This window comes from Ureibacillus sp. FSL W7-1570, from assembly GCF_038593265.1.
GTDB classification, from domain to species: domain Bacteria; phylum Bacillota; class Bacilli; order Bacillales_A; family Planococcaceae; genus Ureibacillus; species Ureibacillus suwonensis.
Map to the genome: position 1 here is coordinate 2117146 of NZ_CP151979.1, position 23445 is coordinate 2140590.

At 40.3% G+C, this 23445-nt stretch carries 27 protein-coding genes; 13 read left to right on the forward strand and 14 right to left on the reverse strand.

What is annotated here, in order from left to right; all coding sequences use genetic code 11:
* Positions 1-116: 116 nt before the first annotated feature.
* From NST13_RS10590 to NST13_RS10605, 4 genes are all read right to left on the reverse strand, one after another.
* Complete coding sequence (locus tag NST13_RS10590; RefSeq protein ID WP_342580569.1) at positions 117-989, reverse strand: glycine betaine ABC transporter substrate-binding protein; 873 nt, start codon at positions 987-989, stop codon at positions 117-119.
* An 18-nt stretch (positions 990-1007) separates the two neighbouring features.
* Complete coding sequence (locus tag NST13_RS10595) at positions 1008-1859, reverse strand: proline/glycine betaine ABC transporter permease (RefSeq protein WP_342580570.1); 852 nt, start codon at positions 1857-1859, stop codon at positions 1008-1010.
* Positions 1852-3054, reverse strand: coding sequence for a glycine betaine/L-proline ABC transporter ATP-binding protein (locus tag NST13_RS10600; RefSeq protein ID WP_342580571.1), 1203 nt, complete (start codon positions 3052-3054; stop codon positions 1852-1854). The genes NST13_RS10595 and NST13_RS10600 overlap by 8 nt, the downstream gene beginning before the upstream one ends.
* 154 nt (positions 3055-3208) lie before the next feature.
* On the reverse strand, positions 3209-3844 hold the full coding sequence (locus tag NST13_RS10605; RefSeq protein ID WP_342470998.1) for a GntR family transcriptional regulator: 636 nt from the start codon (positions 3842-3844) through the stop codon (positions 3209-3211).
* Between the two features lie 145 nt (positions 3845-3989).
* Here NST13_RS10605 and NST13_RS10610 point away from each other — a divergent pair, with 145 nt between their 5' ends.
* The 6 genes from NST13_RS10610 (at position 3990) to NST13_RS10635 (ending at position 9366) form a co-directional block, all read left to right on the forward strand.
* Positions 3990-4751: a MerR family transcriptional regulator gene (locus NST13_RS10610; RefSeq protein WP_342580572.1), complete on the forward strand. Its 762-nt coding sequence runs from the start codon at positions 3990-3992 to the stop codon at positions 4749-4751.
* A gap of 141 nt (positions 4752-4892) precedes the next feature.
* Positions 4893-5573, forward strand: a complete 681-nt coding sequence (locus NST13_RS10615) for a hypothetical protein (RefSeq protein ID WP_342470996.1) — start codon at positions 4893-4895, stop codon at positions 5571-5573.
* Positions 5574-5645: 72 nt separating this feature from the next.
* Positions 5646-6728, forward strand: a complete 1083-nt coding sequence (locus NST13_RS10620) for a 3-oxoacyl-[acyl-carrier-protein] synthase III C-terminal domain-containing protein (RefSeq protein ID WP_342580573.1) — start codon at positions 5646-5648, stop codon at positions 6726-6728.
* Position 6729: 1 nt separating this feature from the next.
* Entirely contained in the window at positions 6730-7278 is a 549-nt protein-coding gene (locus tag NST13_RS10625) for an isoprenylcysteine carboxylmethyltransferase family protein (protein WP_342580574.1), read from the forward strand.
* 443 nt (positions 7279-7721) lie between these two features.
* Positions 7722-8144, forward strand: coding sequence for a DUF1641 domain-containing protein (locus tag NST13_RS10630; protein WP_342470993.1), 423 nt, complete (start codon positions 7722-7724; stop codon positions 8142-8144).
* Positions 8145-8181: 37 nt separating this feature from the next.
* A complete protein-coding gene (locus tag NST13_RS10635; protein WP_342580575.1) occupies positions 8182-9366 on the forward strand; it encodes an NAD(P)/FAD-dependent oxidoreductase in 1185 nt (394 codons plus the stop codon).
* A gap of 34 nt (positions 9367-9400) precedes the next feature.
* Here NST13_RS10635 and NST13_RS10640 read toward each other — a convergent pair whose 3' ends face one another.
* Positions 9401-10615 (reverse strand): MFS transporter, encoded by a 1215-nt coding sequence (locus NST13_RS10640; protein ID WP_342581845.1) that lies wholly within the window; start codon positions 10613-10615, stop codon positions 9401-9403.
* A 230-nt stretch (positions 10616-10845) separates the two neighbouring features.
* On the opposite strand from NST13_RS10640, the gene NST13_RS10645 reads away from it, so the two are divergent.
* Positions 10846-12009 carry an MFS transporter gene (locus NST13_RS10645; protein ID WP_342581846.1) on the forward strand — a complete coding sequence of 388 codons (1164 nt, stop codon included), beginning with the start codon at positions 10846-10848 and terminating at the stop codon, positions 12007-12009.
* 81 nt (positions 12010-12090) lie between these two features.
* On the opposite strand, the gene NST13_RS10650 is transcribed toward NST13_RS10645, so the two are convergent.
* Positions 12091-12705, reverse strand: a complete 615-nt coding sequence (locus NST13_RS10650) for a DedA family protein (RefSeq protein ID WP_342470991.1) — start codon at positions 12703-12705, stop codon at positions 12091-12093.
* A 199-nt stretch (positions 12706-12904) separates the two neighbouring features.
* Between NST13_RS10650 and NST13_RS10655 the strand changes: the two genes are divergently transcribed.
* Positions 12905-14434 (forward strand): NAD(P)H-hydrate dehydratase, encoded by a 1530-nt coding sequence (locus tag NST13_RS10655; RefSeq protein WP_342580576.1) that lies wholly within the window; start codon positions 12905-12907, stop codon positions 14432-14434.
* A gap of 141 nt (positions 14435-14575) precedes the next feature.
* Here the strand turns inward: NST13_RS10655 and NST13_RS10660 are convergent, their stop codons facing one another.
* The 3 genes from NST13_RS10660 to NST13_RS10670 all read right to left on the reverse strand — a co-directional run bounded on the left by NST13_RS10660 (position 14576) and on the right by NST13_RS10670 (position 17211).
* Positions 14576-15844: a cytochrome P450 gene (locus NST13_RS10660; RefSeq protein ID WP_342580577.1), complete on the reverse strand. Its 1269-nt coding sequence runs from the start codon at positions 15842-15844 to the stop codon at positions 14576-14578.
* A gap of 98 nt (positions 15845-15942) precedes the next feature.
* Positions 15943-16503, reverse strand: coding sequence for a hypothetical protein (locus NST13_RS10665; protein ID WP_342580578.1), 561 nt, complete (start codon positions 16501-16503; stop codon positions 15943-15945).
* Positions 16504-17070: 567 nt separating this feature from the next.
* Entirely contained in the window at positions 17071-17211 is a 141-nt protein-coding gene (locus tag NST13_RS10670; protein WP_342470987.1) for a YpzG family protein, read from the reverse strand.
* 191 nt (positions 17212-17402) lie between these two features.
* On the opposite strand from NST13_RS10670, the gene NST13_RS10675 reads away from it, so the two are divergent.
* Entirely contained in the window at positions 17403-17705 is a 303-nt protein-coding gene (locus NST13_RS10675) for a DUF1805 domain-containing protein (protein ID WP_342470986.1), read from the forward strand.
* A 42-nt stretch (positions 17706-17747) separates the two neighbouring features.
* Here the strand turns inward: NST13_RS10675 and NST13_RS10680 are convergent, their stop codons facing one another.
* Positions 17748-18878 carry a glycosyltransferase gene (locus NST13_RS10680; protein WP_342470985.1) on the reverse strand — a complete coding sequence of 377 codons (1131 nt, stop codon included), beginning with the start codon at positions 18876-18878 and terminating at the stop codon, positions 17748-17750.
* Between the two features lie 334 nt (positions 18879-19212).
* Here NST13_RS10680 and NST13_RS10685 point away from each other — a divergent pair, with 334 nt between their 5' ends.
* Together NST13_RS10685 and NST13_RS10690 are read left to right on the forward strand one after the other, a co-directional pair.
* Complete coding sequence (locus NST13_RS10685) at positions 19213-19938, forward strand: glycosyltransferase family 2 protein (RefSeq protein WP_342580579.1); 726 nt, start codon at positions 19213-19215, stop codon at positions 19936-19938.
* Complete coding sequence (locus NST13_RS10690; RefSeq protein ID WP_342470983.1) at positions 19931-20623, forward strand: glycerol acyltransferase; 693 nt, start codon at positions 19931-19933, stop codon at positions 20621-20623. Before NST13_RS10685 ends, NST13_RS10690 begins: the two co-directional genes overlap by 8 nt.
* A 46-nt stretch (positions 20624-20669) precedes the next feature.
* Here NST13_RS10690 and NST13_RS10695 read toward each other — a convergent pair whose 3' ends face one another.
* Complete coding sequence (locus NST13_RS10695; RefSeq protein ID WP_342580580.1) at positions 20670-21170, reverse strand: pyridoxamine 5'-phosphate oxidase family protein; 501 nt, start codon at positions 21168-21170, stop codon at positions 20670-20672.
* Positions 21171-21358: 188 nt separating this feature from the next.
* On the opposite strand from NST13_RS10695, the gene NST13_RS10700 reads away from it, so the two are divergent.
* The gene (locus NST13_RS10700; protein ID WP_342470981.1) at positions 21359-21586 is read left to right on the forward strand and encodes a phosphate-starvation-inducible protein PsiE; all 228 of its coding nucleotides are present in this window, start codon (positions 21359-21361) and stop codon (positions 21584-21586) included.
* A 40-nt stretch (positions 21587-21626) separates the two neighbouring features.
* On the opposite strand, the gene NST13_RS10705 is transcribed toward NST13_RS10700, so the two are convergent.
* On the reverse strand, positions 21627-21962 hold the full coding sequence (locus NST13_RS10705; RefSeq protein WP_342470980.1) for a thioredoxin family protein: 336 nt from the start codon (positions 21960-21962) through the stop codon (positions 21627-21629).
* Between the two features lie 66 nt (positions 21963-22028).
* Here NST13_RS10705 and NST13_RS10710 point away from each other — a divergent pair, with 66 nt between their 5' ends.
* Complete coding sequence (locus NST13_RS10710) at positions 22029-22292, forward strand: YqhV family protein (RefSeq protein ID WP_342470979.1); 264 nt, start codon at positions 22029-22031, stop codon at positions 22290-22292.
* Here the strand turns inward: NST13_RS10710 and corA are convergent, their stop codons facing one another.
* Both corA and NST13_RS10720 read right to left on the reverse strand, forming a co-directional pair.
* The gene (gene corA / locus NST13_RS10715) at positions 22293-23243 is read right to left on the reverse strand and encodes a magnesium/cobalt transporter CorA (RefSeq protein WP_342470978.1); all 951 of its coding nucleotides are present in this window, start codon (positions 23241-23243) and stop codon (positions 22293-22295) included.
* A 33-nt stretch (positions 23244-23276) separates the two neighbouring features.
* A complete protein-coding gene (locus NST13_RS10720) occupies positions 23277-23444 on the reverse strand; it encodes a hypothetical protein (protein ID WP_342470977.1) in 168 nt (55 codons plus the stop codon).
* Position 23445: the final 1 nt, after the last annotated feature.

Genomic DNA, 23445 nt, shown 5'->3' on the forward strand with positions numbered 1-23445 from the left:
TAACCTCTACTTCTGTCTTCGGGGTTCGGGACTTACACCCTATAGTTCATGTACATGCCGGGCGCACCAAAAGAGCGAATGAAACGCTTCATCCGCTCTTTTTGAAATTCTTTCCCTTATTTATTTCCTGACGTCCATTCAGCGACTTTTTCCGCATTTTCTTCCACCCATTTGCCCGCTGCTTCTTCCGGACTCATGCCATTCGATATATCAAGCATGACCGCTTCCATATCATCGGTTGTCCAGTGGAACTTGTCCAACACTTGATAAGCTTCCGGCATGTCTTCTTCCAACCCTTTTCTCACAAAGGTATGAATGGATTCTTCCCCGCCAAATACCCCTTTTGGATCATCCAAATATTTCAAATCGTATTTTGCAAATTTCCAGTGAGGCGTCCATCCAGTTACAACAATCTCTTCGCCCTTTTTGATCGCTTCTCCCAAAGCGACCGCCATCGCACCTGATGATGATGGAACCAATTCCCAGTCCTTTAAATTAGCATATTCTTGAATGGCTCTTTCCGTTGCCTGCATCACACCAGCACCCGATTCGATTCCAGTGATTTGCATATTTGCATGTTTTGATAAATCTTCAATCGAATTGACATCATCCATATAGGATGGAACCACCAATCCGATTTTGGCACCTGTCAAGTTTTCCCCCAAGTCGACAATATCCTCTTTATATTCTTCATATTGGGCACCATGGGTCACCGGTAGCCAAGCCGCTACGGATGCATCGGCTTCCCCATTGGCAACCGCTTCCCACATAATGGCGTTGTCCAATGGTGTCAGTGTTACATCATAACCTAAATCCTCCAACACTTTTCCGATCACATGGGTGGATGCAATTTCCGAATCCCACTCGACATAGGCCAAGTTGATGGCTTTCTCTTCCTTTTTGGAAGTGCCTTCACCCTCATTTCCCCCACATGCGGCCAATAGGAGGCCTATTGCAAAAACAATTAACATGAGCTTCCTTATTTTCATAAAAATCTTCCTCCCTGATCAGTATTTCTTTTTATTCAAGCTTTGCGTTAAACGGTCGATGATTATGGCGAAAATCACCAGACTGATCCCCGCAACAAATCCGTTTCCGACTTGAGCCCTTTGCAATGCGGAAAGCACATCGCGGCCCAATCCAGGTGCACCGATCATCGATGCAATTACGACCATCGATAATGATAAAAGCACCGTTTGATTGATCCCTGCCATAATGGTCGATTTGGCCAATGGAAGTTCCAACTTGAACAGCTTCTGCCATCCCGTGCTTCCATAGGAATCCGCCGCTTCTTCCAGCTCTTTCGGCACTTGGCGAATCCCCAAATTCGTAAATCTTACCGTCGGCGGCAATGCGAATATGACCGATGCAAACACCCCCGGAACGACCCCAATGCCGAAAAAGGCGACAGCCGGAATCAAATATACAAACCCCGGCATGGTTTGCATGAAATCCAAAATCGGTTTAATGATGTTGTCCGCCACTCTGCTTTTTGACATGAAAATGCCAATGGGAATGCCGATCAGAATGGCGATCACACTTGAAAATACCACCAATGTAACGGTGTTCATCAATTCTTTCCAAAGCCCCTGATTATAAATAAACAGCAAACCTACAACCGAAAATACGGCCAAACCAAATTTCTTTTTCGTCGCAAAAAATGCAATGATTGCCACAATCAAGATAAATACAACGGGTGGAATATATAACAATGCGTCCGTAAAAGATTCCATTGAATTCTTCCCTGCTTTTTGAATGAAACTGAACATGGACGAAAAATCTTCCGTCAACCAATCCATCAACGTTTCCACCCAATCAGCAACCGGGAGTGAAGGAATCGCATCCAACATTTTATTCATCATCAACACCTCCACTTCTGTTCGATGCAGATAACGCTTCAATAACGACTCCTCTTATCAATACGCCCATAAGTTTCTCGTCCTTTACAACAGCAATCGGTGTCGACGAATCGGAAATCGGGCTTAATACATCTTGGATCAACGTATCTGGTGAAACGGTCAACATATCTTGCCTCAATATTCCATGAAGATGCTTTTCACCCCGTTTTGAAGCTTCGTGAGCATCACTAGCTGTAATATAACCTTTGAAATTTCTTTGCTTATCAACAGCCAAAATGACGCTCACTTTTTCCTCCCTCATCAGCTGTAAAGCGACTTTTGGACCGTCCGTTTCAATATTGATGGACACAGGCCGTATCATGGCGTTTTCCACCGTCAACACTTTTGAACGATCCACATCTTCCGTGAAGCTTCGAACATAATCGTTTGCCGGATTTGTCAATATTTCTTCTCCTGTTCCAATTTGGATGATTTGTCCATCCTTCATCAATGCAATGCGATCCCCTATTCTAAGAGCTTCATTTAAGTCGTGGGTAATAAAGACAATCGTCTTTTTCATTTTTTGTTGCAGTTCTAACAATTCATCCTGCATTTCTTTCCGAATGAGTGGATCGAGAGCAGAAAAAGCTTCATCCATCAATAATATGTCTGGATCATTTGCAAGGGCTCTTGCAAGACCGACCCTCTGTTGCATACCGCCTGACAATTGACTTGGATACTGGTCCTTATAAGCCAATAAACCGGCATTGTCTAAAGCCTTTTCTGCTTTCAATCGTCTTTCCTCTTTTGGGACTCCCTTCACTTCGAGGCCATATTCCGTATTTTGCAAGATCGTTCGATGGGGAAATAAACCGAAGTTCTGAAATACCATGCTCATTTTCTCTCTCCGGATGTTTCTCAATTCCTTCTTATTCAGTTTCGATATATTTTGACCATCGATATAGATGTTCCCGCTTGTAGGATCAATCAACCGGTTTAACAAACGGATCAATGTCGACTTACCGCTTCCGGAAAGTCCCATGATGACAAATATCTCACCTTCATTCACCGTGAAATTTGCATCGTACACTCCGATTGTCGCACCGGTTTCGTTCAATATTTCCGTCTTGCTCTTTTTCTGTTTTACAAGTTTTAGAGCAGCATTTACATGTTTTCCGAATATTTTCGTCACATGTTCCACTTTAATTTTTTCCATGTTTATCACCTCTCTGCAAACCAGCTCCCGAAAAAAAGTAACAACTCAATACTAACAAGAAGTTGTTACTTTAGTCAAATTATCAATCTCAAAAACTGCAAAAAAATAATAGAAAAGGCTCACAAAAGCTCGAAATTGCTTTTGTAAGCCTTTTTTAATTAGGAAACAGAAATTTTTGAACCCTTTCCAAGCATTCATCATTACCAATGAAATAAATTACATCATCCATCTCGATGGTCGCATAGGGGCCTGGGGAAATAATCAATTCTTCCCCTCTGCGGATACCGACAATGGTTGCCATTGTGTGGTGCCAAAAGTTGATTTCTCCAATGGTCTTGGACAAGTGCGGAGAATCCCCTTTTATTTCAATATGGAAAGGAACAAAAGGATTGATTGAACGAAATCGTTCCGTACGGCTGACCAATCTTTCGGTAATCTCTTTCAAATTTTCAAGTTCTTTCTTTTGCCGATTGATGCTTTCAAACATCTCCAACTGAATTTGATGAATGGATTCTACATCCAAAAATTGTTTTATAAAATTTGCCGCTTTTTCGTAAGACTTGATGACAACACCGCTGCCCTTTGTCGCTTCCACAATCTCCAAATCCTGAAGAACAGCGATTGCTCTTCTTGCCGTCTCCGCTGAAACCCCGTACTGGCTGGCAAGGGAAGATCTGGCGTAAATTTTTTCACCAATGGTATATTTGCCTTCTACAATTTTGGAGGCGATATCGGCGGCAATCTTTTGATATTTTGGCTGCTTCACAATTTTTAAATCTTTATTTTCCATTTTCGACAACCTTTCATTCCTTCACTACAAATTTAAATATAATCCATGCTGAATTTTGTAGCCAGTTTTTCTTCATTATTTTGATTTTTCTATTGACCTTTACGTTGCGTCAACCTTTAAGATGAGATTGTCAGGAGGGATTTCAATGGAATACACGATCAGCCAATTAGCGAAATTGGCAGGAATCAGTACAAGAACGTTGCGATACTACGATGAAATCAACTTATTGAAACCGAAAAGAATCAACAGCTCCGGCTACCGGATTTATGGCCAAGAAGAAGTCGACCGGTTGCAACAAATTTTATTTTTCCGGGAATTGGGCGTCAGTATTGAAACAATCTTATCCATCATGAATGACCCAAACTTTGATTCACTCAAAGCTTTGGAAAGCCACTTGGCACAGCTGATGAAAAAGAGATCCCGACTGGACAACTTGATCGATTCTGTGAAAAAAACGATCGCCCATGAAAAAGGAGAGATGACAATGAATAATGAAGAAAAATTTGAAGCTTTCAAAGAGCGGTTAATAGAAGAAAATGAACAAAAATACGGCGGAGAAATCCGTCAAAAGTACGGCGACGATGCAGTCAACGGGTCCAATAATAAATTCCGCAATATGTCAAAAGAAGACTTTGAGGCATTCAAACAACTGGCAGAAGAAATTCTTGATCTGTTGGAAAAGGCTAAGAGAACGGGTGACCCTGCTTCCCCTCTTGCCCGGGAACTGGCCGCAAAACATAAACAATGGCTCACTTACACTTGGTCCTCTTATTCAAAAGAGGCCCATCGCGGATTGGTAGAAATGTATGTGGCAGACGACCGTTTTAAAGCCTACTACGACAAAAAAGGTGAAGGGGCGGCGGAATTTTTGAGAGACGCCGTTATTCATTATTTGGAGGAAAATTAATATAAACTTGATGAAAAGCCGTTCCGAATAGTCGGAGCGGTTTTTTTCCATTTTTTTATAAAATTTGAATGATTTTTTAATTATTTGGAAAGAATAGTTGAAGAAAATGCCACCAACTGCACATAAAGGAGATTTGCCCTGATGATGCAAAAAAAGGAGAACAAATTAACAAAAACTAAATACCATTATGACAATCGAGAATACATAATCCTGAACAAATGCCCTCACTGCAATTTGGATATTCATCCAACGGTCGAAAACACTTACCGGTTTGAAAATAAAAGTTTTCATATCCAAGTGTTATCGTTGACTTGCCCTTCCTGCAGAAACGATTATTTTGTCGTCAATAAATGCGAGGCATTGAGCAATGCCCAAAATCAATATTTATTTACGATTCCTGAATACACCTTTCGAAACGAATCCCTGATTCAAAACACATCAAAAAAATTTCAAAATTTATATACCCAATCCGTACATGCGGAATTGCACGGCAATCATGATATCGCCTTTTTCGGTTATATCAAATCCCTTGAAGTTCTTGTAAAAGACATTGTAATCATTGAGCACCCGGATTCGGAAGATACGGTGCTGTTCAGCAGTCTCATCCACTGCTTGGAAAAATTCCATTCAACCAATATCCACTTATTCTCAAAAAAATTATTGGAAGTCTTAAAAAATGACTATCTACATTATCAAAAGGGACCGGAATTCTCCTCATATACTGAACTCGTAAAAGATTGCATCGATTATTTTTTACTATATTTAGAGTTATTGCAAAAAACTTTTTCATTAAATGAAAAACGCAAAGAAAAAGAAGCGTAAAAAAGGCGCTTCATGATTTTGCATAACCGGTCAACCGCCTGGAAATGATAGATAAAAAAAGGAAGGTCACAAATGCCTAAAATTGTTTCGGTCAGCACCCATAAACCACAATACACTCTCCATCAGCATGAAATTGAGCAGTTTACAAAGGCATTATTTCAAAATAAAATTCCCCGATTAGAAAGGCTATTAAAAGTGTTTGAAAATGGGGAAATCAAGACCCGGCATTTTTGCGTGCCGTTGGAATGGCACAAAGTAGAACATACCTTTGAAGAACGGAATGAATTATATATTCAAATTGCGGTGGAATATAGCGTGAAGGCGATTCAAAATTGCCTTCAGAATGAAATCTTTTTGAATCGGCCGATATCGACGGAAGAAATTGACGCCATCTTTTTTGTATCCAGCACCGGCATTTCCACTCCCAGCATTGATGCACGCATCATGAACAAACTGAAATTTTCCGACCGGATCAAACGGTTGCCGATTTGGGGGCTCGGCTGTGTGGGAGGCGCATCCGGCATCAGTAGGGCATTTGATTATTGCCTTGCCCATCCCAAAGAAAAAGTGCTCGTTGTCTGCGTCGAATTATGCAGCCTCACCTTTCAGCGCAACGATTATTCAAAAAGCAACCTGGTCGGAGCTTCCCTTTTCGCGGACGGTACCGCTTGCGCTTTGGTCTGCGGCGATGAAGCGGAAGTGGAAACCCGGAAACAGATCCCCTATATTCTGCGAACGGCTTCAAAATGGATGCCCGATTCAGAAAATGTAATGGGATGGGATATAAAAAATGATGGTTTTCATGTCATCTTTTCAAAAGATATCCCGACAATTATTTCAAATTGGCTTGGGCCGTTTATTCAATCATTTTTCAACGAAGCAGGCGTTTCATTAAAAGATCTGGAACATTTCATCGCTCATCCCGGAGGAAAGAAAGTGCTGCTTGCCTATCAGGATGCGCTTCAACTGAGCGAAAACCATACCGCCCTTTCCAAAAAAGTTCTGCAAGAAAACGGCAATATGTCTTCACCGACCGTATTATACGTTTTGGATGAATATATGAAAATTGCGGGTAAAGCCGGGGCATACGGTTTACTGGTCGCTCTGGGACCCGGATTTAGCGGGGAAGCCGTACTGCTCCAATGGAGGGATTAAGTTGCAGATTTTTATTTTTACCATCTCCTTCGTCATTTTGCAAAGAATCAGCGAATTGATTATCGCAAAACGGAATGAAAAACAAATGCGGAAACTTGGTGCATACGAAGTGGGAGCTTCCCATTATCCGTTCATGATCTTGCTCCATGCCGGTTTCTTTATCAGTCTCATAGTGGAAGTCATTGTATTTGAACGATCAATATCCCCTTTTTTTGGCTATCTATTGTTCCTCTTCTTACTGGTGCAATCTTTGAGAGTTTGGTGTTTATCATCACTAGGGATGTTTTGGAATACAAAAATCATTGTCCTGCCCGGGGCCAAAACCGTTAAAACGGGACCATATGCATTTTTCAAACACCCGAATTACCTGGTCGTATGTTGTGAAATCATTCTATTGCCGATGATGTTCCAAGCCTACTTCACAGCCATTGTGTTCACCGTTCTCAACTTGATCATGTTATCCATACGTATACCGATTGAAAATAAAGCATTAATAGAAGCGACCAATGGTGAATATACCTATAACAAAAAAATTCAGCATCCCAGCTGAATTTTTTCCTTTTTCAACAACATAAATTTTTTGGGTGTAAACATAATAATAAAAAATGATAGTTATTTATCAATTTATAAAAACAAATAACAAAATAATATTAGAAATTAAAATAGATAAAGCGTATAATTCAATTAATGGAAAAAATAAAGTTCAAAAAAACTCAACAATTTCGCAATATAATTGGCATAATTTTATAAATTTTCAAAAAACGATATGCTTTTCTTTTTTATAAAAAGGTGATAAAAAAGGAAAACGTTTTCATTTCTTTTTGTTGAAGACAATATTGCCCTCTGTAAAAACAGCACTTGATTTAACGGATTTTTGTATTATATTTAAACTGTAGTAAACTTTGTTAAATGTTTCACATAGTTTCATGTTGAGTTTTTTCTTCCCAAATGTTGTTTTTAGATGGGCACAAAGATAAGTAAAGGAGAATGGGTATGTCAGAAGAATTAGTGAATCAAGTTGAGTCCGCTGTAAACAAGGAAAAGCAAGATTTACTCGATCAGTTATTAAAACCTGAAGTGCAAGAGTCCTTGACATATTTAGTAGAACAACTCCCAAAGCTGGCTGAATTGGTGGGACTTCTTACAAAAGCTTACGATTTTGCGCAACAAGTGGCGACAGATGAAGTGTTAAAAAGCGATACAGTGAACGCAATCAAAGAAGTTTCCGAACCTGTTGTCGGCACAGTCAAAAACTTGGCACAGACTGCCATTGAAGCCAAAGATCGTGCTGATGAATCCAGTGAATCAATCGGCTTGTTCGGCGTGTTAAAACTGTTAAAAAATCCGGAAGTTCAAAAACTTTTACGCTTTGCGAACGCCTTCTTGGAAGTTTCAGCTGAACGTAAAAATCAATAATGGTTGTCATTTAATAAAGTAAGGACGGAGGAATAATATGTCAAAACACATCGTCATCTTAGGTGCTGGCTATGGTGGTTTATTAACTGCCTTAACTTTACGTAAATATGCAAATGAAGATGAAGCAAAAATAACAGTTGTCAATAAATATCCCGATCATCAATTAATTACTGAATTGCATCGCCTAGCCGGAGGAACAATTTCAGAAAAAGCGATCTCCTTTCCATTAAAAAAATTATTTAAAGGCAAAAATATTGAAACAGTAATCCAAGAAGTAAAATCCTTTAATGTTGAAAATAAAGAAGTATTCTTGGCAAACGGTTCTGTTTTATCCTATGACTACTTAGTTGTGGCACTTGGCAGCCAAACCGGTTTCTTCGGCATTCCAGGCTTGGAAGAAAATTCAATGGTATTGAAATCCGTTGATGACGCCAAAAAAATCTATAATCATATTGAAAACAAAATTGCGTCTTATGCGAAAACAAAAGACGAAGCGGATGCAACCATCGTCATTGGCGGCGGCGGTCTAACAGGTGTGGAACTTGTCGGTGAAATCGTCGATAACGCTCCAAACATTTGCGCTAAATACGCCGTAGACCCTGGCGAATTAAAAATCAAATTGATTGAAGCAGGTCCAAAAATTTTGCCGGTATTGCCTGATGAACTCATTGAACGTGCAACAAAATCTTTGGAAGCCCGCGGCGTTGAATTCTTGACAGGTCTTCCTGTAACAGGCGTGGAAGGCAATGTGATTTCATTAAAAGACGGCTCAACTATCACAGCCAATACGTTTGTATGGACAGGCGGTGTAGCAGCTCTGCCAATCGTACAAGAATCCGGCCTTGAATGCGACCGCGGTAAAGCCATCATTGACGAATACTTACGCTCCAAATCCCATCCGGATGTATTCGTGGTTGGTGACGCTTCCGTTGCGCTTCCTGAAGGAGGAGGCCGTCCATTATATGCCCCTACTGCCCAAAACGCATGGCAAATGGGTGAATTTGCAGGTTACAACATTTATGCCACAATTAAAGGGCAAAAATTAAAAGAGTTCAGCCCAGTGAACTCCGGTACCCTTGCAAGCCTTGGACGCAAAGACGGCGTAGCGACAGTCGGCAGCAACAATATTTTATTAAAAGGTCTGCCAGCTTCATTAATGAAAGAAGCAAGCCACGTACGCTACCTATCACATATCAAAGCATTATACGGTTTGGCTTATTAATAAATATGAAAAGTGCGGCGCAATGCCGCACTTTTCATTTCTCTTCTTTTGGTTTTCCTGCCTCCACCAACACTTTATTGCCCACTAAAAAGAAGCTGATCATCAGCATGGCAATGCCCGTACCAATTAATAACAATTCGATGTCAATCAAATCGCTTATCGGCCCGAATATAAGCATTCCCAATGGCATCATGGATGTTGAAATCATCGAAAACACGCCGAATATCCTTCCCAAGTAATCCCCCTCCACTTTTTCCTGCAACAATACAGTCGTAGGTGTATTAAACAGGGGCATTCCTACACCGGCTATTCCCATAATACATAAATAAATCCAGAAGTTTGGCACAATCCCTAACAATAAAGTACAAACCGCAAGAAAAATGCTCGATAATGCCATGGTATGCATTCTGTTTTTAAATCCGCCCCATACGGCAATGACCGCTCCCCCAATCATCATGCCGACAGAAAATGCAATTTCGATTGCCGAAAGCCGCCAAACGTCTCCCCCAAAGGTGCGGGTTACTTGCAGTGGCGTAAGGAAGGAAACCGGCGCCGCCAAAACGAAAAAGATTGCAAAGAAACTGAACAAAGTTTTTAAAAAGGCATGGTTTTTAATATAGGATAATCCTTTTTTAAAGTCATCAAAATATCCAACTTTCCCTTGTTCCAAAGCTTTTTCATGCGGCGGGATCCGCAAAAAGAACAATAATGTTGCCACCGCAATCGCAGCGGTTACCACATCAATGAAAAACAACATTTCCAATGTGGTGATCGAAAGCAATGCCGCGCTGATCATTGGGGAAACCAACATGACAAATGCCTGGATACTTCCATTAATTCCGTTCACTTTTGTCAACTGTTTTTCCGGTACAATTTGCGGCAATATGGCGCCTACTGCCGGCGTTTGGATACCCGTGCCAATCGAACGGATGATATACATCAGAAAAAGCATCCAAAGAGACTTATAACCGCTCAGGAAGAAAATGGCCAGGATAAGTGTGGCAAGGGCAATCGCCGAATCGGACAGGATAATTAAGATTTTCCTGTTATACCGATCCGCCCACACCCCTGCAAAAGGCGATAATAAAAAGGTGGGAACAAATCCGCAAAGAATCCCAATCGTCATCATGACTCCCGACTGGGTCGTCAAAGTGATATACCACATGATGGCGTACTGGACAATGGAAGAGCCAAAAAGCGATATCGTTTGGCTCGCCAGAAAAATGCTGATATTTCGTTTCCAATTCATATACTGGTTTACTGTCACAAGTATGTACCCCTTTGTTTGATTTGTTTTACTAAAGTATTCCATCACCCGGTATAATTTTCTTCAAAACAGCGCAAAATCGCTGGGAAGCAAGCAAATAGTTCACATTTGAACGGACTTTTATATAAAATGGAAATTAACGGATTTGAAATTTGATAGAAGGTGTGACTACATTGGCGGAAAAAAATGCTCAAGCACCCATTTATCCGATTATGATTGCCATCGCATTTGGACATTTGATCAATGATACGGTTCAAAATATAGCGCCGGCCATGTTCCCTTATCTTTCAAGAGACTTAGGTTTTACTTTTACACAGTTGGGGCTTATAACGTTCATTTTGAATATGGTTTCTTCAACCCTTCAACCAATCGTCGGCTTCATCAGCGATAAAAAGCCGATGCCTTACGCTTTGCCGATCGGAATGATAAGTGTCTTCATCGGTTTATGCATGTTCGCGTTCGCAGGTCAATATTACATCATCTTAATTGCGGCCATCTTTTTAGGATTTGGTTCCGCCATTTTCCATCCGGAAGGGTCCCGGGTTTCCTTTATGTCTGCTGGAAACAAACGGGGACTTTCCCAATCCATTTACCAGGTGGGCGGCAATTCGGGACAAGCCATTGCCCCTTTGATCGGCGCCTTTATTCTGGATGCTTTGGGGCAGCGGGGAGCGGCTGTACTCCTTCTTCTCGTAGCCATCGGTATACTTCTATTATTCAACATTTCAAAATGGTATGCACGCCAATTGCGCGCGGAAAAGTTGAATAAAAAGAAAAAGAAAATTCTGGTCTCTTCCCTGCCGCCTTTAACGAAAAAGCAGGTGGGAATTGCTCTGTTATTGCTCTTTACCATCATTTTTGCCCGTTCTTTTTACACAACAAATATCCAAAATTACTATGTGTTCTATTTAATAGACCACTATCATTTAACTACCCGTATCGGACAAATCTTCATCTTCATTTTTATGGCTTTTGGCGTCGTCGGGACATTTTTTGGGGGATCCCTTTCCGATCGCATCGGCCGAAAAAATGTGATTCTACTTTCAGTGGTCGTGCCGATTCCTTTATGTTTGCTGCTTCCGTACATGCCCCTTTGGCTTGTTCCCGTTTTTCTCATTGTCATCGGCACGCTGATTATGATCAGCTTCTCTGTTACGGTCGTTTATGCACAAGAACTCGTTCCATCGAAAATCGGAACAATGGCGGGGCTGACAACCGGATTCGCCTTTGGAATGGGCGCAATCGGTTCTGTTGCGATTGGCTGGCTTCTTGATACGATTGGAATCAACTTGACAATGAAAATTATTTCCCTCTTGCCGGCCATTCTTTTGGTTGCATTTTTCCTTCCAAAAGACCAGGTGGAAAAGGAAGGATGAAAAACGGTGAGCGACATTCGCTTTCAAGACAAAAGCAAGCTCCTTGTTCCAATCAAAAAGGATGGGCACTCGTTCCCATCCTTATTTTTTCAATAACTGCTTTTTTCTGATGAACCAGAAGACAAATAAAAGAAAGGCAATGGCAATCACAACATAGGCGATATTTGAATAAACATCCATCACTTCAACAATTTTCGTCCAATTGTCGCCAACTGCGGCACCCACATGGACCAGCACCGTGTTCCAAATCAATGTACCTAATGTCGTCAGCAATAGGAACAGCCAGAATTTCATGTTGCTCATCCCAGCCGGAATGGAGATTAAACTGCGGATGACCGGCACAAACCGGCCGAAAAAGACTGTCCAAAAACCGTAATGGTCAAACCATGCATCCGCTTTATAAACATCATTTCTTGTTAATCTTAGAATGCGCCCGTATTTATCAACGATTTTGACAAGACGCTCTACATCCAATAGCAAACCGATACCGTATAAAATAATCCCCCCCGCTACCGACCCGAGGGTTGAAGCGATAATGACTCCAGTCACCGTCAAATCCGTAAAAGTGGTCATAAAGCCGCCAAAGGTTAAAATGACTTCTGATGGTATTGGAGGAAACAAGTTTTCCAACATAATTAAAAAGAAGACGCCTATATATCCAAAATCCTCCATGATTCCCTGAATCCATGTTTCCATTTTTTCTTCCCCTTGTTCTCTTCATTCTTGATTTTTACATTAACTCTTTCATTATGAAGCTCTTCTTTCACTTAGTCAAACCTATCATAATAAGACTCCTGTTCTTTCCCATAAGTTTCACACTACCGTTAAAATGATTATTGTAAAATTAAGTAAAGTGGAAGATTCTCAAAATATCTTATGAAAAGGGGATTAAATTATGTATGTTGCCGATCAAAAATCGATGCAAATCATGGACCGTTATACAATGGAACAGTTGGGACTGCCCGGTGTTGTATTGATGGAGAACGCGGGAAATGCGGTCGTGCAGGAGATTTTGTGCGACTATCCAAAAAATACCCGTGTGTTGGTTTTATCGGGACAGGGAAACAACGGCGGCGATGGTTTTGTTATTGCAAGACGTCTGATCGACTTTGGATATGATGTGTCGCTTTGCTTTATCGGCAATGAGGAAAAGTTGAAAGGTGACGCTCATATTCATTATCAAGTGTATCAAAATCGCCGGTTGCCTCTTTATGTTTATCGGGCCGGAGAAGAAGACATCTTCTTCCATATTCAATCGGCGGATGTGATTGTTGATGCGATGCTTGGGACAGGCGTTTCGGGTGAAGTGCGTTCCCCTTTTTACGAAATCATTCAAGCGGTGAATGAATCTCATAAAGATGTAATCAGTGTAGATGTTCCTTCAGGTTTGAACAGCAACACGGGGGAAGTGGCGAATATCGCCATCAAAGCAAAAAAAACCATCACTTTTGCCCTGCCGAAAATCGGATTTTTCGTCGGGGATGGACCGAAAGTGATCGGGGAATGGAAAGTGGCTGATATTTCTGTTCCCGATTCGATTGTTGAAATCCTTCAATTGCCATTGCCAAAACTGTTGGATGCGGAAACGGCGAAAACTTCGCTGCCAAAACGGGTAAAACATGGACATAAGGGGACTTTCGGCCATTGTTTGATCATTGGCGGTTCGAAATATTATGTAGGGGCACCTATTTATACCGCGAAGGCAGCCTTCCATTCCGGCATCGGCCTTGTCACCCTTGCCATCCCGGAAACGATTTATTCACAGGTTGCCGGAACGTGCCATGAAAGTCTCTTCCTCCCGCTTCCGGATACCAATGGTTCGATAGATTGCAAGGCTCTTGAAAACATAGACTATTCCAAATTTAAAACCATTGTCTTCGGTCCGGGATTGGGAAGAGAATGTGACGGCGATGCGATGATTCAAATATTGCTGGAAAAGCTGACAACGCAAACGCTGATCGTTGATGCGGATGGGTTATATTTTCTGAAGAATCATTTGAATCAATTACAACATTATAGCGGCGATATTATTGCAACTCCCCACCCCGGAGAAATGGCGACTTTAACAGGAAAAACTGTTGCCGAAGTTGAAGCGGACCGTCTTGAAACCGCGAAACATTTGGCATCCACATACGGCATTTATCTATTGTTGAAAGGGCATCGTCCAATCATTGCTACACCAAAGGGAGAGCTTTGGATCAACCCCCATGGAAATGATGCATTAGGGAAAGGCGGCAGCGGGGACGTGTTGACAGGTTTGATTGCCTCCCTGGTTTCTCAACAAAAAGATCCATTAAAAGCCATGTTGAGCGCAAGCTACTATCATGCAACCGCCGCGGAGGAGTTAGGAAAAGAAACATCCAATTATGGAGTCACACCGATGGACATTATCCATGCCATCCCTGTGCTTTTTGGCCGAACATGATTTTGATAGTCCCACCCAGGATTTTCTCCGGGTGGGGCTATTCTGTATCATCTCGATTCCTGGCCTCCTGGGATTCCAATTGCCAATGGCACAAATATAGGCTGCCTGAAAGAAGGCCCTTTTCAGACAGCCCAGTCCATCTTAATGAATACTTTCCCTTACCCGCTTCACATCTTTCAAAATCACTTTGCTTTTTGGAATGCTCGGAATCGTATTCATTGTAATATACATATCCTGTTCCGGCACTTCATAATCCATTTTATTTATCAAATAATCCAGCGCCATTCCCATCGTTTCGATGGTCAATTGTTCACCCGGGCACCGGTGTGTGGTTTCAACATTTCCCCCTCCTTGGGGAATCAGGCTAAACCGGTCATCTTTCCAATTGGCAAAACGCTCCGGTTGAAATTCATCAGGGTTAACCCATAAATTTGGATCGTGGTTTGTCCCATAAATGTCAAGCAGCACCAAAGTCCCCTCTTGAATTGCGTAACCGTTCCATGTAAAGCTGCTTTTCGCCTTTGCCACAGCGAAAGGAAAAAATGGATAAAATCGTCTGACTTCTTGAATAAAAAGCGGGGTATAACCGGGGTGCTTTTTCAGCTTTACCCTTTCATGAGGATATTGTGCCAATGCCATGACAATGAAATTGATATAGACGGAAATCGCAATCACGGGACGTAAAATATTGATAATTTCAACAGCGGCCGTTTCGGCATCCAACAAGTTTCCGTCCAAATCTTTATAAAAAACGAACTGATGCATGATGGAGTCTTGCTGTACTTGCACTTCGTCAGAGCGGATTTTTTCCACCAATTTCTCCATCTTTTTTTCCATTCGATTTCTTTTGTTTCTTCCCACCCAATGCTCCGGACCAAAAGCGGCCGGTGATTCAAACATCGCCCCCAATTCATTCATAAAGGTCTCTGCATTGTCTTCATGAAGCGGATATCCGATCCATTTGAAAGCCGCTTTACATAATAAAGTTTTAATTTCTTCATAAAAGACAATCTCATTTTTTTTACTCCACTCGTCCAATGCCCTCTCCCATTCGATTTTCATAATGTCCAGGAAATCATCTATTTTTTCTTTCGTCATGACATTTAAAAACATTTTTTTCCGATGGCGATGGGCTTCTCCATCAAGAGTTTGAACGGCATTTTTTCCAAACAATGTTTCGACGACCCGGTTCGGAAAAGCATCTTGCCGTTGAAACTTTGATTGGTCATAAAACAATTGGGCTCCTTCTTTTCCCCCTAAACAAACCGCTTTCTTCCCCAATATTCTTGTTTCGAAAATGTCTGTTTGCAAATTTTTTCTGCGGTTTAAAATGTATTCATATCCTTCTTTCAACAGGGTCAGGCTATGATCGATACCTTGATCTCTCGGGATTTCATTGATATTTTCCATCGTTGCACCTCTCAAACCATTCGTTTGCTATGTTGTTTATTTTGCTCCATGTTTTCTATTTCATTCAAAGGTGCAACATTTCCCAAAGTTTTCATTCTTTATCCGACATTGTAACGATAGAGCTTGCCCAATCTCTTTTTGTTCATCACCAAATGGAATAACGGACCTTCATATTCCAATTGTAAATTGGATAAACATTGCAAATCATGGGGGGATACAAGGGAAACGGGTTTCCGGAAATTGAAATTTGCCCCTTCTTTTAATACGTGGGCAACAAATTGCGAGCAGAAATATGCATTTTTCCGATAAGAGGGTTTATTGAACGTGTATGTAATAAGCCCGGTCAGATTGTATTTATAATTTTGTTGATTCGTTTCAATGGCTTTTATGATTTCTTTCATGCGAAGAACTTGTTCATCGGTTGCCCAAAAACTGTAAATCGCCCCTCTGCTCCTTAAAAAAAGTTTATTCCGCAAATCTTCTTTTACAAACCCGCCGATAAATGGATTATTGGGATTTTTTCTCCCAAAACTGTACACTTCCTGAAAATCCGAATCAAAAGCGATGGAGGCATGATTATAATTTTTTCTCGTATAAAGTTTGATAATTCTCGTAAAAAGTGTTCCCGTATCAGTAAACAATAAATACACTTTCTCCATATCGACTTTCTCCTTTGTAATATACCCCCATTCTAAAGACAACGCATCAACCTATAAACCGACTAAAGAAATAAATTCCATTCAGTCTTAAGTCGTATTTTCAAATCCATTGGAAATAAAAGAGGTGGAAATCAGGTTGTTGAGGATTAGAGAAAAGATTATGGAAAAGGTGGATATTTGTGCGGAATTTATTTGTCAAATTGCGGACGTTTTCCACTTGTTTCGTTATTCAAAAAATAACAGAACCCGGAAGCTAAGTTCCGGGTCCGGATTTCACAAATTACGACATGAAACAATCAACTCAAAGGTGCTTGATCCATATTCAAATTTGCGCTTGAACAATGGACTTTTACTTCACCATTTTGAGTTTCGGTGGAGTATCAGAGTCAAAATTCTCAGTGATTTTGTCCATCGGAAATCCCTCCTGTTGTTCATGTCGCTTTGTCTTGTGAAATCATTATTTATTATGACTTTTTAAAAAAAATTTATACACGAAAAATCATTTTTTTAAAATTTTAAAACCCGGAAACTGAGTTCCGGGCCCTTTCACTGAATCGCCATGATGAGTTAGTATTGTCTTGCCTTCGCATCGGTTCTCAATAATTGGTTATGAAGCGATATTTCCGTTTGACCATTAATCAGCGATTTTTGATACTTCGGTTTCAAGCTTTGGTTTCTGAGTTTCGGAAAAGCATCTTTACCAGCCATCGGCAATCACCTCTTTCATCATGGTCGATTGTTTTGTGAAAGTATTCTTAGTATGAAATATTCGTTGGCAGTTATGCTTACCTTATATTTTCATTTTTTCGAAGCACACTTTGAATAAAAGGAAAATCCCGCACTTTATCAGAACATTTTTTCCATCGCTCCATATTTTATTAAAGAAAGGAGCGATGTGATTGATTTCCATTGAACCGATTGAATTGCAGGGACATATGTATACCGCCATCACTGTCCATTTGCCGAAAACAACTTTATTAACGATTTCCAATGAAATTGGATACATTATGTGCGGAGCGCTTGATGTCCAATTATTGAACACCCGCCTTGCAGACAGAAAAATCATCGCCGGTCGTGCGGTTGGGGTTCGGACGATTGACGAATTGTTAAAAGCCCCTTTGGAATCCGTTACAACCGAGGCGGAAAAATTGGGGATTTTCAAAGGCATGATCGGAGAAGAAGCATTATTAAAAATGGTTTAATCATTTGTGCATAAAAGGAGGCTCCATTTGCCGAACCTCCTTTTAGCTTATAATTTGATGTTTACTTTCAATCAGAGCCATGACATCTTCATAAATAACCTCCGCGGCATTGGGGAAATGTATCTTTTTCATGTTTTTCATTATTCTGTTACGTCGCTCTTCGTCCGTGGCCAACCGGACCGCATGTTCAACCAATTCATCCGGATCATTTGCGACAATTGCCGCACCCTTCGATTGAAAATAATTCGCATTTTCCAACTCCTGGCCGGGTACAGGCCGATAAAGCAACATCGGCACTTGAACGGCAAGCGCTTCGCTCAACGTAATACCGCCCGGCTTTGAAATCATCACCGTCGCCATTTTCATCATTTCATCCATATGGTTTGTAAATCCAAATATCCGGACATTGGGACTTCGCGAAAATTCATCCAATAACTGCTTTTTTAAAACCTCATTCTTTCCGCAAATGACCAGTATTTGATACTCGCCATGGTCCAATATTTTTTTCATGACGCCTTCCATATCTTTTAAAACTCCATAAGCCCCTGTCGCAATTAAAATGACAGGTTTTTCAGCTTCCAAGCCATAAGAAGCCAACAACCGTTTCCGATCCACCGGCTGTTCAAACCGGGGATCGATCGGAATGCCTGACACTTTTATTTTGTTGACGTGAATGCCAACGCTTACCAAATTTTCTTTCAGCTCTTCCGTGGCAACATAATATCGGTCAACGGAATCGTGAACCCAATTTTTATGGGCCCGGAAATCTGTAATGACATGAACAATGGGAATTTGAATTCCTGTTCTTCTTTTCAATTCTGGCACAACCGGCATGGGAAAGGTGTTAATGATCACATCCGGCTGTACATCCTCCACCATCCCCTTCAGTTTTCTCATTCCATAATAGTTCAGGAATTTTATATCGAAAAACCTTTTGTTTCTGCTTCCTCCGTAATAAATTAATCCATATAGTTTTTTCCCGTAATTGAAACTTTTTATATATAAATATTTTGAAGCTCTCGTCAATAACGGATGGGAGACATGGTAAAGATCCGATTCTATTACATCGTTCTTTCCCATTTTGGAAAACGTTTTTTTTAAAGTATTTGAAACTTTTAAATGGCCGTTCCCATAGCTCCCCGTCAAAAGAAGAATCTTCAAATCCTTCTCCACAATATCACCCTCGATAACGGAATCCAACTTGATAGAAAATAAACCTCATAGGAATTGACTGTTTTCATCATAATTTTATGCTATATCAATTGTGAAAAATGAACATAAAAATGTTTTCTTAAGGGAAAATAAAATTTTATTAAAATAGTATATATTTAAATACCTTCCCGACTGTAATGAAATTTCTATTTTTGAATATATATGAATAAAAGATTCTTCGGCATCGATTTCATCATTCCCATAAATTCAAAATATTTCAAATTGTCTGTTTTATGCTATAATACTATCAATCTATTGTAAGGCCGACTTAAAAGTTGAGAAAGGAAGGGACGCTATGAACAAAGTCTGCGTTATCATTCCTGCCTTGAATCCGACTCGTGATTTGATCGACTATATTTACGAATTATTAAATTTTAATGTTACGGAAATTGTGGTTGTTAATGACGGAAGCATGGAAAGCTGCAAACCCATTTTCCATCAAATTCAACTGATCCAAAATTGCACAGTGCTGACACATGAAAGGAACAAAGGAAAAGGACGTGCATTAAAAACCGCCTTCGAATACATCCTGAAAAACCGAAATGTGCATGGAGTGATAACTGCTGACGCGGATGGTCAACATTCCGTCGAGGATGTAATCAACATCGCCAAAAAAATGACCGATGTTCAGAACGGAATTCTCCTCGGTGTCCGGGATTTCGACCAGGATCACGTCCCTGCCAGAAGCTATGCAGGCAATAAAATTACAAGTTTTTTATTCCAATTATTATTTAAAATCAAACTTCAAGATACACAAACAGGCCTTAGAGGCATTCCGATCAAAATGCTTCCTTTCCTTCTTTCTTTGGAGGGGGAAAGGTATGAATATGAAATGAACATGCTGATTGCGGCTGCCAAAAGAAAAATCCCAATTCGTCAAATTCCGATTCAAACCATTTACATCAACAAGAATAAAAGCTCCTATTACCATCCGTTCAAAGACTCATTAAAAATCTTTTCAATCATCATTTCCGGAAGCGTCGCCAATAAAAAGCTGAACGAAGGTGAAGAGCATGTCTAATATTTACGGCAAGTTCTTCCTGTTGTCCCAATGGATCGTCCGAAAAATATATCCTTCCTATCGCGTCCAAATCCATGAAAAAGTAAAAGATCCTGTTGTGTACATTTCCCATCATCAAAACCTTTTCAATCCTTTTGTTATTTATTTATGGTTTCCAAAGAGTTTGAGAACCTGGATTCTGCATGTATTTCTTGACCGGAAAATGTGCTTTCGGCAATATGTGGATTATACCTTTACAAAACGGTTTGGCATGAATCGGACTATCGCTAAAATTTGCGCATATCCCGTTTCGTTTATTATTTCAGCCCTTTTAAAATCCGGGAAAGGGATACCTGTATACAGGGAGTCAAGAAAAATTCTGGAGACTTTCCGCTTATCGGTGGAAGCGTTAAAAAGAGGGGAAAGCATCGCCATTTATCCAACAATCGACTATACGAACACTTCCAATGAAGCGAAGGATATGTATGAAGGCTATCTTTTTATCGAAAAATATTATTTTAAAGAAACAGGCAAACATGTTCATTTTGTGCCGTTATACGTCAGCAAAAACAATCGGCTCATTATTTCGGATGAGCCCATCGCTTTTCAGGAAGGCGAAGATTTTTCAAGCGGTCAAAAACGGATCGGGGAATACATGAAAAACAAACTGCAAGAATTGGCGAAACAATGCGGGGATATTGAGTAATAGACAAAATAGAAAAGCGACTTAACAAATTAAGTCGCCCATTTTTTTAATGGCTGATGGCATCGCTCAATTTCCCTGTGATGTCCTCAATCTCCACTTCGAATACCTCCGTCTTTGGCAATATAGGATATCCGCCATTTTCAAATTGCCAATTTGGGTCTCCATATTTTTTCCAAAGACAATCATAAAACCATTCTTTCTTTTGCTCATCTTCAATGCGATGAATCTTTCCAAACACGACGACGCTTATATATGCCAAAGCCGATTGGCAGGCATATTTTTTTCCTGGAACGATTTCTCCCATCTCGCACACTTCAATACAAATCCGCGGATTCTTTTTAATATTTTCCCAAAAATGGCTTTCTCTCAAATTTCCAATATGCAAATATAATTTTGTTCCCTCTTCATAGACAAAAACAAATGGAATCACGTAAGGATAGCCATCTTCGCCCACCGTTGCCACATGGGCCACTTTCGCCTTTCTTAAAAAATCATATGCATCTTCGACAGAAATTTCTCTTTTTTTATTGTGAATGATTCCTCTCACTTCACTCATCCCCTTTCCTTAAATATATATTCTAAATACATCTTTTAAAATCCTTTAAAAAGGGAAAAATTTTTATAATCCCTCCTCTTTGAATAAAAAATTCCATTTCACGTCTGTATTTCAATATCCAAAAATATATAATATTATGGTACTATGGAACATAGGAAAACTTTTAGGGGGAATGAAATATGGGTAGTAAAGCTTTAAGAACAGATGCAAAAATTGTACCTGAACGCAAAGAAGAAGCGTTAAAAATTCTAGACAGTTTAATTATTAAACTATTTGTGAGCGTTCTTGACGAAAAACAAATTATTGAACGCCATATTTTAAAAGAACGCCTTGCAAACCTAATTCAACTTTCAGAACATGACGAAGAGTTAAAAGAAACATTACACGCACTAGTAAACGAATTATAATGATGAAAAGGAGACGTCCGTTCAGAACGCCTCCTTTTTCTTATCCCTCATACAGCCTGGAAATTTTGCCGATTTTCTCTTTCAACAAGTCCATATGCACAATTCCGGCTTCCCGGAAATATTCCTTTCCTTCCACAAAGAACAATAATGCCGGAACCGAAAAGACCGAAAAACGGCCCGCGATTTCCTTCACCTCTTCCGCATCGATAGATCCCAAAGCAATGCGGTGATCGCTTTCCAACAGCTTCTCCACTTGCGGAAGCAGCGCATGGCAAACCCCACAATCCGTTCTTGAGATAAAAAGAAAAGCAAGCGGATTTTGTTCAATAAATGAATTCGCTTCATCCAAAGAAGATAATTTAATCAATTGACTCACCAAACCATTAATATTTTTTCATGGACAAGCATAACATGTTCCAAGAAACAGCGGAAGGATGAAGGATTGGAAAGTGCATTGCTCTACATGGTGTTATTAAGATTTTTATCCGGCAGCATCGAATTATCCGCAGCGACCCTCATGTGGAAATTCAATGACTTGGAAAAAGCCCTGATGATCAATTCCATGTTGGCGTTGGTTGGTCCGACGATCTTGATTGTGACTACCGGCATCGGCATCAGCGGACTTTCCGGGCAAATCTCTTTCTTGAAAATGCTCTTTCTCTTCGCAGGCATTGTGTTCATTATTATCGGAATGAGAATCAAATGATTAAAACCAGCCTTTTCTTTTGAACCACAAAAGCATTGATGCACCAATGAGAAACATGACGAAAAGGGTCGCAAAATAACCATACTTCCAGGACAATTCAGGTATGTTTCGAAAGTTCATTCCATAGATTCCGGCAATGAATGTTAATGGGGCAAAAATGGAGGTGATAATCGTAAGCACCTTCATGACATTGTTGGTTTGATGGGCGTTCAATGATATATAGCTGTCCCGGATATCCGCCGTCACTTCACGATTGGACATGACCATTTCCGACAATTTTAATAGATGGTCATGGATATTGGAAAAATATTCTCTCCTTTCATCAATCTGATTCAGGTTTAAATGATGGGAATTCAACATGCGATATAGCAAATCCCTCATCGGGTTCACGGAATGCAACAATTTTAGCAACATATTTCTTGTTTCCATCAAGTCGTTCATCGGCTGGATACCCGTTTGCTGCATAATGATCTTTGCAAGTTCATCCTCTATTTTGTAAACAATGGGAAAATAATTATCGACAATTTTATCTAATATTTCGTAAAAAACGTAATAGGGATCCCATTGTTGTACGGAAGTTGCCGCAATCAATTCATTCCATACTTTGATCACCTCCACTGAAGGTTGTTTATGAAAAGTGACAATGAACGTTTCCCCTACAAAAAAATCCAGCTCTTCCTTAATCAGTTCACCATTCTCTTCACGAAGGGTATGGGTTATAAAAAACGTATAATGGTTAAAATAATCCAGCTTCGGTCTTTGAAGGTCCTGCACACAATCCTCAATCGCCAAAGGATGAAAATGAAACGTGTCTGATAAATACCGGATTTCTTCTTCCGTCGGTTCGCTGAAATCCACCCAAAACCATTTGAAACCTGAAAAGAGGATCTGATTTAAGGAATCCCCTTTTTCCAAATGGCCTTCCTTTGTAATACCGATGTAGTAAATCATGGGATACACCTTTTCTTTCAGTTTCGACGATTTTCACGATTGTTGATTTTTAATTTTTTGACGGTCTTCCTGTTTCCAAGGAGGGTCTATCTTCTGATGGATTTTCTCGTTGACTTTGTAAACCAACAGTGGAACAATGAAAGCCGCAATCATGCCCAAAATCGTAGGCATATCCGGCACCAATTTAACAATAAAGTCCATC

Excerpts from the sequence above, each read along its gene's own strand:
- NST13_RS10635 (WP_342580575.1), top strand. The coding sequence starts at position 8,182 with ATGTCAAAACACATCGTCATCTTAGGTGCTGGCTATGGTGGTTTATTA.
- NST13_RS10670 (WP_342470987.1), bottom strand. The coding sequence starts at position 17,211 with ATGGCTGGTAAAGATGCTTTTCCGAAACTCAGAAACCAAAGCTTGAAA.
- NST13_RS10615 (WP_342470996.1), top strand. The coding sequence starts at position 4,893 with ATGATGCAAAAAAAGGAGAACAAATTAACAAAAACTAAATACCATTAT.
- NST13_RS10595 (WP_342580570.1), bottom strand. The coding sequence starts at position 1,859 with ATGAATAAAATGTTGGATGCGATTCCTTCACTCCCGGTTGCTGATTGG.
- NST13_RS10685 (WP_342580579.1), top strand. The coding sequence starts at position 19,213 with ATGAACAAAGTCTGCGTTATCATTCCTGCCTTGAATCCGACTCGTGAT.
- NST13_RS10690 (WP_342470983.1), top strand. The coding sequence starts at position 19,931 with ATGTCTAATATTTACGGCAAGTTCTTCCTGTTGTCCCAATGGATCGTC.
- NST13_RS10655 (WP_342580576.1), top strand. The coding sequence starts at position 12,905 with ATGTATGTTGCCGATCAAAAATCGATGCAAATCATGGACCGTTATACA.
- NST13_RS10600 (WP_342580571.1), bottom strand. The coding sequence starts at position 3,054 with ATGGAAAAAATTAAAGTGGAACATGTGACGAAAATATTCGGAAAACAT.
- NST13_RS10700 (WP_342470981.1), top strand. The coding sequence starts at position 21,359 with ATGGGTAGTAAAGCTTTAAGAACAGATGCAAAAATTGTACCTGAACGC.
- NST13_RS10665 (WP_342580578.1), bottom strand. The coding sequence starts at position 16,503 with ATGGAGAAAGTGTATTTATTGTTTACTGATACGGGAACACTTTTTACG.
- NST13_RS10640 (WP_342581845.1), bottom strand. The coding sequence starts at position 10,615 with ATGAATTGGAAACGAAATATCAGCATTTTTCTGGCGAGCCAAACGATA.
- corA (WP_342470978.1), bottom strand. The coding sequence starts at position 23,243 with ATGATTTACTACATCGGTATTACAAAGGAAGGCCATTTGGAAAAAGGG.
- NST13_RS10720 (WP_342470977.1), bottom strand. The coding sequence starts at position 23,444 with ATGGACTTTATTGTTAAATTGGTGCCGGATATGCCTACGATTTTGGGC.
- NST13_RS10660 (WP_342580577.1), bottom strand. The coding sequence starts at position 15,844 with ATGGAAAATATCAATGAAATCCCGAGAGATCAAGGTATCGATCATAGC.
- NST13_RS10620 (WP_342580573.1), top strand. The coding sequence starts at position 5,646 with ATGCCTAAAATTGTTTCGGTCAGCACCCATAAACCACAATACACTCTC.
- NST13_RS10630 (WP_342470993.1), top strand. The coding sequence starts at position 7,722 with ATGTCAGAAGAATTAGTGAATCAAGTTGAGTCCGCTGTAAACAAGGAA.
- NST13_RS10590 (WP_342580569.1), bottom strand. The coding sequence starts at position 989 with ATGAAAATAAGGAAGCTCATGTTAATTGTTTTTGCAATAGGCCTCCTA.
- NST13_RS10610 (WP_342580572.1), top strand. The coding sequence starts at position 3,990 with ATGGAATACACGATCAGCCAATTAGCGAAATTGGCAGGAATCAGTACA.
- NST13_RS10645 (WP_342581846.1), top strand. The coding sequence starts at position 10,846 with ATGATTGCCATCGCATTTGGACATTTGATCAATGATACGGTTCAAAAT.
- NST13_RS10650 (WP_342470991.1), bottom strand. The coding sequence starts at position 12,705 with ATGGAAACATGGATTCAGGGAATCATGGAGGATTTTGGATATATAGGC.
- NST13_RS10605 (WP_342470998.1), bottom strand. The coding sequence starts at position 3,844 with ATGGAAAATAAAGATTTAAAAATTGTGAAGCAGCCAAAATATCAAAAG.